Annotated in this window: 13 protein-coding genes; 7 read left to right on the top strand and 6 right to left on the bottom strand. The window is 62.2% G+C overall.

Going from position 1 to position 12,620, the window contains the following annotated elements; all coding sequences use genetic code 11:
- The first annotated feature begins 32 nt into the window (after positions 1 to 32).
- The 3 genes from FHT79_RS22535 (at position 33) to FHT79_RS22525 (ending at position 3,161) form a co-directional block, all read left to right on the top strand.
- Positions 33 to 623, top strand: coding sequence for an N-acetyltransferase (locus FHT79_RS22535; RefSeq protein ID WP_028757641.1), 591 nt, complete (start codon positions 33 to 35; stop codon positions 621 to 623).
- 228 nt (positions 624 to 851) lie between these two features.
- The gene (locus FHT79_RS22530) at positions 852 to 1,880 is read left to right on the top strand and encodes a serine hydrolase (RefSeq protein WP_047616606.1); all 1,029 of its coding nucleotides are present in this window, start codon (positions 852 to 854) and stop codon (positions 1,878 to 1,880) included.
- A gap of 123 nt (positions 1,881 to 2,003) precedes the next feature.
- Positions 2,004 to 3,161, top strand: a complete 1,158-nt coding sequence (locus FHT79_RS22525) for a GGDEF domain-containing protein (protein WP_183904139.1) — start codon at positions 2,004 to 2,006, stop codon at positions 3,159 to 3,161.
- Positions 3,162 to 3,192: 31 nt separating this feature from the next.
- Here the strand turns inward: FHT79_RS22525 and cysE are convergent, their stop codons facing one another.
- The 5 genes from cysE to FHT79_RS22500 all read right to left on the bottom strand — a co-directional run bounded on the left by cysE (position 3,193) and on the right by FHT79_RS22500 (position 7,634).
- Positions 3,193 to 4,011 (bottom strand): serine O-acetyltransferase, encoded by an 819-nt coding sequence (cysE, locus tag FHT79_RS22520; protein ID WP_063475300.1) that lies wholly within the window; start codon positions 4,009 to 4,011, stop codon positions 3,193 to 3,195.
- 89 nt (positions 4,012 to 4,100) lie between these two features.
- On the bottom strand, positions 4,101 to 4,598 hold the full coding sequence (locus FHT79_RS22515; protein WP_063475301.1) for a GNAT family N-acetyltransferase: 498 nt from the start codon (positions 4,596 to 4,598) through the stop codon (positions 4,101 to 4,103).
- Positions 4,599 to 4,614: 16 nt separating this feature from the next.
- Complete coding sequence (locus tag FHT79_RS22510; RefSeq protein ID WP_047616329.1) at positions 4,615 to 5,604, bottom strand: WD40 repeat domain-containing protein; 990 nt, start codon at positions 5,602 to 5,604, stop codon at positions 4,615 to 4,617.
- Positions 5,604 to 6,698 (bottom strand): GTP-binding protein, encoded by a 1,095-nt coding sequence (locus FHT79_RS22505; RefSeq protein ID WP_047616331.1) that lies wholly within the window; start codon positions 6,696 to 6,698, stop codon positions 5,604 to 5,606. Before FHT79_RS22505 ends, FHT79_RS22510 begins: the two co-directional genes overlap by 1 nt.
- 147 nt (positions 6,699 to 6,845) lie before the next feature.
- The gene (locus tag FHT79_RS22500) at positions 6,846 to 7,634 is read right to left on the bottom strand and encodes a creatininase family protein (protein WP_183904138.1); all 789 of its coding nucleotides are present in this window, start codon (positions 7,632 to 7,634) and stop codon (positions 6,846 to 6,848) included.
- 85 nt (positions 7,635 to 7,719) lie between these two features.
- On the opposite strand from FHT79_RS22500, the gene FHT79_RS22495 reads away from it, so the two are divergent.
- The 3 genes from FHT79_RS22495 (at position 7,720) to FHT79_RS22485 (ending at position 10,358) form a co-directional block, all read left to right on the top strand.
- Positions 7,720 to 8,232 (top strand): MarR family transcriptional regulator, encoded by a 513-nt coding sequence (locus FHT79_RS22495; protein WP_047616336.1) that lies wholly within the window; start codon positions 7,720 to 7,722, stop codon positions 8,230 to 8,232.
- 117 nt (positions 8,233 to 8,349) lie between these two features.
- Positions 8,350 to 9,372, top strand: a complete 1,023-nt coding sequence (locus FHT79_RS22490; protein WP_003590238.1) for a LacI family DNA-binding transcriptional regulator — start codon at positions 8,350 to 8,352, stop codon at positions 9,370 to 9,372.
- A 29-nt stretch (positions 9,373 to 9,401) separates the two neighbouring features.
- A complete protein-coding gene (locus FHT79_RS22485; RefSeq protein ID WP_183904137.1) occupies positions 9,402 to 10,358 on the top strand; it encodes a 2-hydroxyacid dehydrogenase in 957 nt (318 codons plus the stop codon).
- A gap of 69 nt (positions 10,359 to 10,427) precedes the next feature.
- On the opposite strand, the gene FHT79_RS22480 is transcribed toward FHT79_RS22485, so the two are convergent.
- A complete protein-coding gene (locus tag FHT79_RS22480) occupies positions 10,428 to 11,207 on the bottom strand; it encodes a gamma-glutamyl-gamma-aminobutyrate hydrolase family protein (RefSeq protein ID WP_097595175.1) in 780 nt (259 codons plus the stop codon).
- 292 nt (positions 11,208 to 11,499) lie between these two features.
- Here FHT79_RS22480 and FHT79_RS22475 point away from each other — a divergent pair, with 292 nt between their 5' ends.
- Positions 11,500 to 12,606, top strand: a complete 1,107-nt coding sequence (locus tag FHT79_RS22475; RefSeq protein WP_018243590.1) for a TRAP transporter substrate-binding protein — start codon at positions 11,500 to 11,502, stop codon at positions 12,604 to 12,606.
- Positions 12,607 to 12,620: the final 14 nt, after the last annotated feature.

Genomic DNA, 12,620 nt, shown 5'->3' with positions numbered 1-12,620 from the left:
GCTGATAACGGTATTGGGTACGGGAGGCCAAGATGGCCGCTGTTCTTGATTCTGTCCGCGCATTCTTTGCGCCCACCACTTTCACCATCGACGCCGAGAATCCCTCGGATGTCGTTGCTCGCGAAAACCTGCTCGACCGCGTCATGGGCGCGGATCGCCGCAAGAAATCGTCGGAGAAGATCCGCCGCAACCGCGTCCCGGCCGAGGGTCTTGCGCTCGTCGCGCGTGACCGCGACGGCCGGATCATCGGTACGGTGCGGCTCTGGAACATCGAGGCCGGCGTCAATGACGAAGGTACGCCGATCAATGCGCTGCTGCTCGGGCCGCTTGCCGTTGCCTCGCAACATGGCGGCAAGGGCATCGGTGCGGCGCTGATGCGGGCTGCGATCCTTGAAGCGAAGAACCGCGGGCATGGCGCCGTCCTGCTCGTCGGCGATGCTGCCTATTACGAGCGTTTCGGCTTTTTTGCCGAAAAGGCTCGCCATCTTGTCATGCCGGGTCCGTTCGAACGCTCGCGCTTTCTTGCGCTCGAGCTCACGGAAGGCTGGCTTGACGGCGCGGCCGGCATGATCGTCCCCTCGGGGCGCATGCTGGCCAGCGCGCCGGTTCGCCGCGCGGCCTGAGCTGTGTCGATGGGTCGGTCGGGGTTGGACGTCCTTTCGCCGTCCGGCAATATCCGCGCCGCTTGACCATGGAGGCAGGCGGGCCTGTCGTGGTTGCGGCGCGGATTATTCTTTTGGGCGCGAGCCCAGCTGCGGTCACCTGGGTAAGCATCGCGCGCGGAAACACAATCGCGTGAAAAGTGCCGCAGTCACGCGAACATGGCGCGGCGATATCCTATCTTGCGCCAGATGATCCGTCTTCTCTCCCTTCTGCTTCTCTTCTGCATGCCGCTTGCAGCGGCGGAATCGGCGGTTGCCCAGAGCACGGCTTCCACCGCCGGTGGGATTGGGCCGCGTCTCGATCGAGTGGCGACCGATCCTGCGATGCGGCCTCTAAAGACGGTGATTGTTGCTCGCGATGGGCGTGTGCTTACCGAACGCGGATTTCATGGTCATTCGCCGGCGGAATCGACCAATATCAAATCCGCTTCGAAATCGATCATTTCGGCGCTGGTCGGTATCGCCATCGACAAAGGCCTGCTTTCGGGGCCGGATCAGAAGATCGCGCCGATCCTGAAGGTCGATCTCCCGCTAACGCCGGATCCGCGCCTCAACGACATCACCATCGGCAATCTTCTCTCCATGCAAGCCGGGCTCGATCGCATGTCGGGGGCGAACTACGGCCGCTGGGTTTCCTCGCGCAACTGGGTACGTTTTGCGCTCTCGCAGCCTTTCGTCGATCAGCCCGGTGGCGAGATGCTCTATTCCACCGCGTCCACGCATCTGCTCTCGGCCATTCTCACGAAGGTCAGCCGGCGGTCGACGCTGGCCTTGGCGCAGGAATGGCTCGGTCCGGTCGATGGTTTCCGCATCGGCGCATGGGAGCGCGATCCGCAGGGCATCTATCTCGGCGGCAATCAGATGGCGATGAGCGCCCGGTCCCTGCTTGCCTTCGGTGAACTCTATCGCAACGGCGGCAAGACTGCCGACGGCCGCCAGATCGTATCTGCCGACTGGATCTCCCAGTCGTGGCAGCCTCGCACCAACTCGCGCTTCTCCGGCGATGCATATGGCTATGGCTGGTTCACGCGGCAGATCGGCGGCGAAGAGGTGCATTTCGCCTGGGGTTACGGCGGGCAGATGCTCTACATCGTCCCGTCGCTCGATCTCACCGTCGTCATGACTTCGGAAGAGAGCGGTCCGTCTGCCCGAAACGGCTACCGGGATCTGTTGCATGGTCTGTTGGCTGATATCATCGGCACGGTGCGGGCCGCCTGACGGCAGCATCCCTTGAATTGTGCTGCAGCGGAAAAACCGCGATCGTTAAAGTCTTAGCGAAGCCTCCAATCAAACCGCAAAGCGCTTGCTGTAGCTTCCCCGCCAGAACTTCGGGAAAGCGCCATGTTGCTGGATCTCAGGACAATCTATTTCATTGTTGCCGTGAGTTGCTTCGTACTGGGCATTCTCCAGCTTGCAGCCTATGCGACCGGTCGCTTTGAGCGGTGGCCGCTCTGGTGGGGCTTGAGCAACCTTCTTGTCGGCATCGGGTCTTTCCTCGTCGCGTTGCGCAATCTCGTTCTCTATTCGGTCTCGATCGACGGCGGCAATATCGTCACCATCGCCGGCTACATGCTGATGTTCTTTGCCGTACGCGTGTTTTCGGGGCGAGCGCTCGACCAGCGTTCTTTCTGGTTGGCCATCTTGCTCGTCAGCGTGCCTGTCGTGCTCATCGTCAGCGATTCCTCGGCGGTATCGGCGAGGCTCCTCTACGTCTCGGTCATCTGCTGCCTCTGTGATCTTGCCGTCGCAAGGGAGGCAATCAGCATTGTCCGGCGCGAGAGGCTTTATTCGGCAGCCCTGCTTGTCGGCCTCTATGTCTGCACTGCCGCGATCTTTGCGGCTCGCAGCATTCTCGCGGCGACCGGCGAGATCGGCGGGCCGGATCCTTTCGGCGCCAATGTGGTCCATAGCTGGATGGCGGTATCGGCGGTCGCGTTCATCATGCTCCGCAGCATGGCGATGGTGCTGATGGCCGCCGAGCGCAGCCGAAATCAGCTGATGGAACTCGCTCACCACGATCCGCTGACCGGCGCGCTCAATCGCGGCGGCCTTGCGCAGCGTCTGCCCGCTCTCGGTTCTCAGCCGGCATCGCTGCTCATCATCGATATCGATCATTTCAAGCAGTTGAACGACCGGCATGGCCACGCCGCCGGCGACGATATCCTGCAGCTTTTCGCCCGTGTTGCGAGAGGCATCATGGGGTCCGGCGATCTGCTCGCCCGTCAAGGCGGGGATGAGTTCCTGGCGGTGCTGAAAAATATTTCCTGCGAAGATGCGGTGGCGATTGCCGAGCGCATCCGTCTCACCTTCGCCGCCGCCGTCATGCAGCGGCCGGATCTGGCGATCTTTCCGACGCTCAGCATCGGCGTTGCCGCGCGTCGGGAAAACGATGAAGATTTTGAACGGCTGATGCAGAAGGCGGATGAGGCGCTCTATCGTTCGAAGCGCGAAGGCCGCAACCGGGTCGAAGCCTTCGGAGAGAATCAGCAGGCCGCGTAGGATCGGGCGAATTCCCCATCTCAGAGCGACCCTAGATATTCTGATCCATCGTCTCGGCCGGGATTTCGTCGGCGCGGTGGACGCGCACGAGCGTTGCCGGCACGCCGGCGACCGTGCAATGGGTGGGCACCGGCTTCAGCACGACGCTGCCGGCGGCGACCTTGCTGAAGGCGCCGATTTCGATATTGCCGAGGATCTTGGCGCCGGCGCCGATCATCACGCCGTGGCGGATCTTCGGGTGGCGATCGCCGGTCTCCTTGCCGGTGCCGCCGAGCGTGACGTTCTGCAGGATCGACACTTCGTCCTCGATGACAGCCGTTTCGCCGATGACGATGCCCGAACCATGGTCGAGCATGATCGACGCGCCGATCGTTGCTGCCGGATGGATATCCGGGCCGAAAACCAGCGAAACCAGATTGGCGAGCCAGCTGGCGATCTCCGGCCGGCCGGCGATCCACAGCGCATGGGCGATGCGGTGCGTCTGCAGCGCATGAAAGCCCTTGAGATTGAGAAGTGCGTGCAGAAATGTCGTGCAGGCCGGATCGCGTTCGCGCACGGCGATGAGATCGGCCTCGACCTGCCGCATGATATCGTCGTTCAATGTGGATCGGATGAGATCGAAGATATCCCCCGTTTCCACCTGCGCCACCGAAAGCCGGGCGGCCAGCACGCGGGCGATGATATCCTCATTGCCGGCGGTGTCCGTCACCTGCGCGGCCAGCAGCCGCTGCAATATCGGTTCGCGTGCGGCAAGCTCGGCCGCTTCGGCGCGGATCACCGCCCAGACGGATGCGCCGCCCAAAGCCTGCGTCTGTTGCTCGGCCAAACCGAGGCCGGTTGATTTCGGCATTTCCGTTTCCTCTGTCAGCCAGGCGCCGGCGCAAGCGCTTGCTGCGTGGTTCATGTTTCGCCCGGGCAAGGCATTTGGCAAGCTTTATTCTAGTTGCTGGACGGTTGCAGGGCCGGTGTCAGCGTCGGACGCCGGCGCCAATGATAGAGCACATCCGGCTCTCTTTCCTCGTTATCGGCACCGTCGGTCTCCTCCTCGGCGGTAAAGCCGTGTTTCTCGTAGAAAGCGCGTGCACCGATATTGCGCCGGAACGTCCAGAGCCTGATCTCGTCCATCTCCTCCTTGGCGCGGCCGAGAAGCAGAGAGCCGATGCCCATGCCCTGAAAGCCGGGAAGGATGTAAAGCTGCTCTATCCAGTTGTCGCCATAGGCGATGACGCCGACCAGCCGGTTGGCCATGGCAGCACCTAAGATGGTGCAGTTCGGCAGCAGATGCATGCGCCAATACTGCTCTTCTTCGGCCGGCGTATGCAGGTCCGGCAGCCAGGGCAGCCGCTGCCACAAGGAGACACGTCTGATACCGGCGGCCGCCTGCATGTGGTCGGCCGCGAGCGCCACGATGTCCGGCTCGATCGAAATGTCATTCATCGCCGGCTATGTGGCCTCAAGCCGAAATATCGATGACGCCGCAATCGCCGGCTTCGGAGGCGAAGGCAAGCAGCTTGCCGTTTTTGCTCCAGCTCATCGCCGTGATCGCCCCCTTGCCGGGGCGGCGCAGCAGCGCCTCCTTGCTGTCGGCAATGCGCACGGCCAGGATCATGCCGTCGATGAAGCCGATGGCGAGGATGTCTTCGAGCGGATGGAATTTTACGGCGGTCGCCATGATGTTGGCGCGGGTGCCGAGTTCCAGCGGCGCCTTGCCCATCGGCCCGTCCTTGCCCTGGAAGGGCCAGACGATTGCCGCCGGCGCGCCCGAAGAGGCGAGCCATTTGCCCTTGACCGACCAGGAGAGCGATTTGACCTTGGCGGGGTAACCGGTCATGCGCATGTGGCGGGCCTCAGCGCCGGGCTTGATGTCGAGCTTCCAGCCGTGCAGCGCGTTTTCCTGCATCGAGGTGACGAGGAAATTACCATCCGGCGAGAAGGTGACGCCGGTATGCGCACCCTTCCATTCGAGATCGACCGGCTTGGCGTTCATGCCGATCCAATGCAGCGACACACCGTTGTAGCGCGCGGCCGCAATCCGCAGGCCTTTCGGCGCAAAGGCCAGGCCTTCGACCGTGCGCTCTTCGGGGAATTCCTTGGTCGTGCCGTCGGCAAGGCGGACGAGCGAACTCTTGCCGTAGGAATAGGCAACGGCACCCTGCGGGCCGGCTGCGACCTGCGAAATCCACTTGCGCGGCGCGGTGGCGATCTCGCTGACGCTACCGTCGGCGGCAATGCGCAGCACCTTACCGTCCTCGCCGCCCGAGATCAGACTCTCGCTATAGGGATCGCGGATGACGGTGAGCATGCCCTGATGGGCTTCGGACACCCTGTCGCCGCCGTCCAGCCGGTGGAATGTACCGTTTGCGGTTGCGAAGAAGGGAACATCACCTAAAAATTCGACGGCCAGAACGTGGCCGTCGAGATCAAGCGGTGCAACTGTCGGCATCAGGCGGCTGCCTCACAGGCCTTGAAGGAGGCTTCAAGCTTTGCGCGATCAAGATCGCGGCCGATGAAGACGAGACGGCTCTCGTGCTTCTCGCCTTCTTTCCACGGCCGCTGGTGATCCCCCTCGATGATCATGTGCACGCCCTGAACGACGTAGCGCTCAGGATCGTCCTTGAAGGCGATGATGCCCTTGAGACGCAGAATATTCGGTCCCTGTGTCTGGGTAATCTTCTGGATCCAGGGGAAGAAACGCTCCGGGTTCATCTGGCCGCCGCGCAGCGACACCGACTGCACGGTGATATCGTGGATCGCCGACATCGCACCATGATGATGATCGTGGTGATGGTCATGACCATGGTGATCATGATGATCGTGGTCATGATGGTGGTGGTCGTGATCACAATCGGGGCCGCAGACATGGTCGTCATGGCCGTGCTCCAGGAAATGCGGATCGTTTTCGAGCGCGCGCTCCAGGTTGAAGGCGCCCTGGTCGAGCACGCGGGCGAGATCGACGCCGGAGCGGCTGGTCTTGTAGACGCGGGCGGCCGGGTTGATGGCGCGGACGATGTCCTCGATCACATCAAGTTCTTCCGGGGTTACGAGGTCGCTCTTGTTGATGATGACGACGTCGGCGAAGGCGATCTGGTCTTCGGCTTCGCGGCTGTCCTTCAGGCGCAACGGCAGGTGCTTGGCGTCGACGAGGGCGACGACGGCGTCGAGCTCGGTCTTGGCGCGCACATCGTCATCCATGAAGAAGGTCTGGGCGACCGGGACCGGATCGGCAAGGCCCGTCGTCTCGACGATGATTCCGTCGAAGCGGCCGGGGCGGCGCATCAGGCCTTCGACGACGCGGATCAGGTCGCCGCGCACCGTGCAACAGACGCAGCCATTGTTCATCTCGTAGATTTCCTCGTCCGACTCGACGATCAGGTCGTTGTCGATGCCGATTTCGCCGAACTCGTTGACGATGACCGCATATTTCTTGCCGTGATTTTCGGACAGGATGCGGTTGAGCAAGGTCGTCTTGCCGGCGCCGAGATAACCGGTGAGCACGGTAACGGGAATAGGCTTCTGGGTGGAGATCGCGTCGGTCATGAGAACCTCTAGGATTAGGCGTGCGGCCGAGCGGCTGGGATCGGCTGCTTGAACGGTTGGTCTCATATAATGGCTTGGGCGTGGCAGTTCAAAGGGTTTTATAATGTTATAAGATCACATCGTCTGGCCGGTGCAGGTGACGCATCTTCACCGGAGTTGCGTGACGTCGAATGCATCGACATCTTCGAGCAATTCCGCCAGTCCCTTCACCGCGTGGGCAATCAGCGCCTCACCCTTTTCTGCCGTCGCGGCCGCGGCGTTTCCTGCTGCGCCTGCGGTATTGAGATCCGACATCTTCCAGCCGAAGGCGTGCGGCCCGTAGGCGCGCAGATGTTTGAAACGCGCGGCAAACTCCGTTTGGCGCGAGGAAAAGTCCGCCGCCTTCGCCATATCAACCTTGTCGGGATGAAGCGCCAGCATCACCGAGGTCTCGATATCGCCGCCATGGATGCCGATCGCCTTTTCCTCCGGCGCGACCACGCCGTCGGGCACGCCGAAGCGGGTCCAGCTCGTCGCCACCGCCAGCATGGCAAAGCGGATCCGCGCCTCGGTCGCGACGATTGATATCAAGGGCGAATTGCCGCCATGGGCGTTCAGCATCACGAATTTGCGGATGCCCTGCTTCGCCACGCCTTCAGCGATGCCGAGCCAGCGGTTCACCGCTTCGTCGAAAGCCAGCGACTTCGTTCCTTCGACATCCATATGCTCTATGGAATAGCCGACGGATTCGGCGGGCAGAAAGGTGACCGGCCGGCAGGCAGGCAAGGCCATCTTCAATCGTCCGGCGATACCTTCGGCAATCAGCGTGTCGGTTTCAAAGGGCAGGTGAGGGCCGTGCTGTTCATGGGCGCCGAGCGGCAGCACGGCGATCAGACGGCCTCCGTCCGGGGCAAAGGCCGGGTTGCTGTCCTCGAAGCGCGGCGAAGGCGTCATCATCCGGTCGTAGCCTCTTGTTTATGACGAGATCCTGGGCAATGTCATATCGCAGCGGCGCCGGGGCTTAAAGATCAAAGGGATGGCTATGGGAAAGAAGCACAAGGACGGCAAAAAGAACAAGTCCAAGAAGAAGGACCAGACCGAGTATACGCTCGTCGATCTCTCTCCGGCGCTCACCCAGGCGGCGCGTTCCATGCGTACGGTGCTGTCGCGCAACCTGCTTGAAAGCGGCCTCTATGCCGGCCAGGACGGCGTCATTCTCGCGCTTGCCGAGAGCGACGGCATGACGGCTGGCGGCCTTGCCCAGAAGCTCGGCGTCAAGGCGCCGACGATGACGCGCACGATCGGCCGCATGGAGGCGCAGGGCTTCCTCGAGCGCAAGCCCGATGCCGAGGATGCCCGCCTCACCAAGGTCTATCTCACTGAACTCGGCCGCGGCAGCGTGCAGGGGATCGAGATGGCGGCTTCGGCCTGCGACAAGCTGGCGACGCAGGAGTTTTCCGAAAAGGAAATCCGCAATCTCGTCCGCCTGCTGAAGGCGATCGATGCCAATCTGCAGGCCGAAGCCATTCATATCGAAGAACCGGACGAAGACTGAAATTTCCCTGAAAGACGAATTGCTTCCGCCGATTAAATCTTTTAATTAAACATTTTAAGGGCCGCGCCGTTTCCGGCGGGGTCTTGCCTGTCTTACGTGCTGCCTGGAGGAGGACACGTGGTCCAGAAAATCAAGCTTTCGACAATCGCCGAAACACTCGGCATTTCAACGGCGACCGTATCGCTTGCCTTACGCGACAGCCCGCTCGTCGCCGGCAATACCCGGGAGAAAATCAAGGAACAGGCGCGCGCCCTCGGCTATATCTACAATCGCCGCGCCGCCAGCCTCCGCACCTCGCGCTCCGGCATCATCGGCGTCGTCGTCCACGACATCATGAACCCCTTCTATGGGGAGATCCTGAAGGCGATCGAAAGTGAGCTCGACCGCAGCCGCCATACCTTCATCCTGTCCAACCATTACGACAATGTCGAGAAGCAGCGCACCTTCATCGAGACGCTCCTGCAGCTCGGCGGCGACGGCGTCATCATGTCGCCGGCGATCGGTACGCCGCCTGAGGACGTGCAACTGGCGGAAGAAAACGGCATGCCGGCGATCTTGGTCGCCCGCTCGATGGAAGGGCAGGACCTGCCGACCTATCGGGGTGACGACAGCTACGGCATCTCGCTTGCCACCAATCACCTGATCGGCCTCGGCCACCGCTCGATTGCCATGATCGGCGGCACGGACCAGACATCCACCGGCCGCGATCGTTACCAGGGTTATGTCAATGCGCTGCGCAAGGCCGGCATCGAGGTCGATCCGAACCTGCGCATTCCCGGCCCGCGTTCGAAGCAGGGCGGCTTCGAGGCCGCCGTACATTTCCTGTCGCTGCCGCAGAAGCCGACGGCGGCCGTCTGCTGGAACGATCTCGTGGCGATCGGTCTGATGAACGGCATTGCGCGCGCCGGCCTGGTGCCCGGACGCGATATTTCCGTCACCGGTTACGACGATCTCGAGGAGGCCTCGATCGCCACTCCGGCGCTGACGACTGTCTGGAACGGCCAGACCGAAGTCGGGCGCCTGGCCGCCCGGGCGCTGCTCGATCGCCTTGCCGGCAGCCACGAGCCTGACGGTATGCATCTGATCAAACCGGAAATGCGCATTCGCCAATCCACCAGTCCCCATCGGCCCCGCGCCTGAACCAAGACCGTCATCCAAGAGGAAAAGCCATGTCCCGCATTGCCATTCTCGTCCCTGGGAAGATACACGAGCGTGTTCTCGAAAGGCTGAAGGATCGTTTTGATATCATCGCCGTCGCACGCGAGGAAAGGCTTGCGCTTGAGGGCGAGACCGCCGACCGTATCCGCGGCGTCGCCGTTTCCGGCCCGTTTCCGGGCGCCTGGATGGACCAGTTGCCTGGAGTCGAGGTGGTCGCCAATTTCGGTGTCGGTTATGACGGCGTCGATGTGAAACATGCTGCCGAGAAAGGCATCGTCGTCACCAATACGCCTGATGTCCTGAACGACGAGGTCGCCGATACGGCGATCGGCCTGCTGCTGAATACGGTCCGCGAGTTGCCGCGGGCCGAAGCCTGGCTGCGGGCGGGCAACTGGAAGCCGGGCACTGCCTATCCGCTGTCGCGCTTCTCGCTCAAGGGCCGCCATGTCGGGCTTTATGGTCTTGGCCGCATCGGGCTCGAAATCGCCAAGCGGCTCGAGCCGTTCAAGGTGAAGATCAGTTATCACACGCGGTCGCGCCATGCCGATGTGGCCTACGATTATCACCTGACATTGAAGGGGCTGGCGGAAGCGGTGGATACGCTGATCGCGATCGTTCCGAAGACGCCGCAAACGCACAAGACGATCGATGCCGATATTCTGGCCGCACTCGGCCCGAACGGCATTCTCGTCAATGTCGGTCGCGGCTGGACGGTGGACGAGCAGGCGCTGAGTGCTGCCCTTGCTTCCGGCGCGCTCGGAGCGGCCGGCCTCGACGTTTTCTATGAAGAGCCGACCGTGCCGGCCGACTTGCTGGAGCCGGCCAATGCCGTGCTGCTGCCGCACGTCGCCTCCGCGTCGGTGCCGACGCGCAATGCGATGGCCGATCTCGTCGCTGACAATCTCATCGCCTGGTTCGAGAACGGTGCGGCGCTGACGCCGGTGCCGGAGACGCCGCAGAAGGCTTAGGCGTGTCGCATCGACTCTGCGGCCGGCTCAAGCGCGCTGTCTAACGCACGGCGCGTCGGCGCCGCAGCATCAGGCGATTGCCTGCGCGGGGATGGCTGGCAGCTTGCCGGCGGCATAGGCGCGGACGGCGTCGCCGAAAGCGGCGAACAGCTTGTTCGAAGGCTTGTCGGTTTCAGCCCAATATTCCGGATGCCATTGCACGCCGACGGCGAAGGCCTTGGCGTCGATGACGGAAACGGCTTCCACCGTGCCGTCCTCGGCGGTCGCTTCCACCTGCAGGCGCGGGGCGGTCCTGGCAATCGCCTGGCGATGCAGGGAATTCACGCGGACCTCGCCCGGGCCGAGAATGCCGGCGATGCAGGATCCTTCCTTGACATGGACGCTCTGGCGAACGGCGTACATGCCGTCCCGGTCGACGCCTTCCGGCCGGCGATGGTCCCAGATGCCGGGCTGCTCCTGGATCTCGCTTGCCAGCGAGCCGCCGAGGGCGACATTCAGCTCCTGGATGCCGCGGCAGATGGCGAGCATCGGGATGGCGCGGTCGATGGCGCGGCGGATGAGCGGCAGGCTGGTGGCGTCGCGGGCAGGGTCGAAAGGGCCGTCCTTGTCACTCGCCTCGGCGCCGTAGAGCGAGGGATGAACATTGCTGGCCGAGCCGGAAACCAGCAGGCCGTCGACGCGGTCGAGAATCGCGTCGGTATCGTAGCCTTCCTCGAAAGCGGGGATGATGAAGGCCATGACGCCCGCCGCATTCAATGCAGCACTGAGATATTGATGCTGCACGGCATGCCAGGTGGCGCCGTCGAAGCTACGGATATCGGCAGGAATGGCAACGATCGGTTTCGTCATATCAGCCCCGGTCAAAAATCTTATGCTGGTCATTTCTGCCGCCAGAACAGCCGTCAAGTCAACGTTTGGCTGTATCAGCCGGGCAAATTGCGGCGGAGGCGGTGCCGCCGCTGGCGTTTGCCGCTAAGCCGCTGATTCTGATGGGTACGTGTGCGCCGTCCTATTGCCATCTTGATGCCAAAGGCTAATAGACTAAAGCTTGAATCGCGGCCACTGCCATGCTTAGCTTTGCCCTCGCTGCGGGTAGGGGTGAAGACTGGCCGCGCAGTGCCATCTATATGGGAGGTTTTTGATGGATCGTCGTTCGTTTTTCAAGAAGGCGGGAACCGCCAGCGCCGGTGCGGTCGCCGCAACGGCATTGGCAGCGCCTGCGATCGCGCAGGAGAATCCGAAGATCGCGTGGCGCATGACATCGTCGTTTCCGAAGAGCTTGGATACGATCTATGGCGGAGCCGAGGATATCGCCAAGCATGTTGCTGCCGCCACCGACGGCAATTTCACGATCCAGCCCTTTGCGGCCGGTGAAATCGTGCCGGGCCTGCAGGCCGTCGATGCCGTCGCCGCCGGTACGGTCGAGGCAGCCCACACCACCTCCTATTATTTCGTCGGCAAGGACCCGACCTATGCCATCGGAACGGCCATTCCGTTCGGCCTGAACAGCCGCCTGACCAATGCCTGGTATTATGAAGGCAACGGCAACAAGCTGATGAACGAATTCTATGCCACACAGGGCATGTATGCGCTGCCGGCCGGCAATACCGGTGCGCAGATGGGCGGCTGGTTCCGCAAGGAAATCAATACGCTCGACGACCTCAAGGGCGTCAAGATGCGCATTGCCGGCCTTGCCGGCCGTGTCATGGAAAAGGTCGGCGTCATCCCGCAGCAGATCGCCGGCGGCGACATCTATCCGGCACTGGAAAAAGGCACGATCGATGCGGCCGAATTCGTCGGTCCCTATGACGACCTGAAGCTCGGCTTCCACAAGGTGGCGAAGTACTACTATTATCCGGGCTGGTGGGAAGGTGGCCCGACGGTGCACGGATTCTTCAATCTCGAAAAATGGAGCAGCCTGCCCAAGCATTATCAGGCAGCCCTGACCGATGCCTGCGCCTTCGCCAACACCAACATGCTGGCGAAGTACGACACGAAGAACCCGACGGCGCTGAAGCAGCTCGTTGCGGAAGGCGCGACGCTGCGCCCGTTCAGCCAGGAGATCATGGAAGCATGCTTCCAGGCTGCGACCGGAATCTACAGCGAAATCTCGGGCACCAACCAGTATTTCAAGAAGATCTACGACGATCAGACCGCCTTCAAGCGGGATGCCTATCTCTGGATGCAGCTTTCGGAATACACCTTCGACACGTTCATGATGATCCAGCAGCGGGCCGGGAAGCTTTAAGCTTTCCGCCGGCA

This window comes from Rhizobium sp. BK212, from assembly GCF_014197475.1.
In the GTDB taxonomy this organism is placed as follows: domain Bacteria; phylum Pseudomonadota; class Alphaproteobacteria; order Rhizobiales; family Rhizobiaceae; genus Rhizobium; species Rhizobium anhuiense.
Note: the sequence above shows the minus strand (reverse complement) of the source record. Positions and strands in the feature narration are given on the sequence as shown.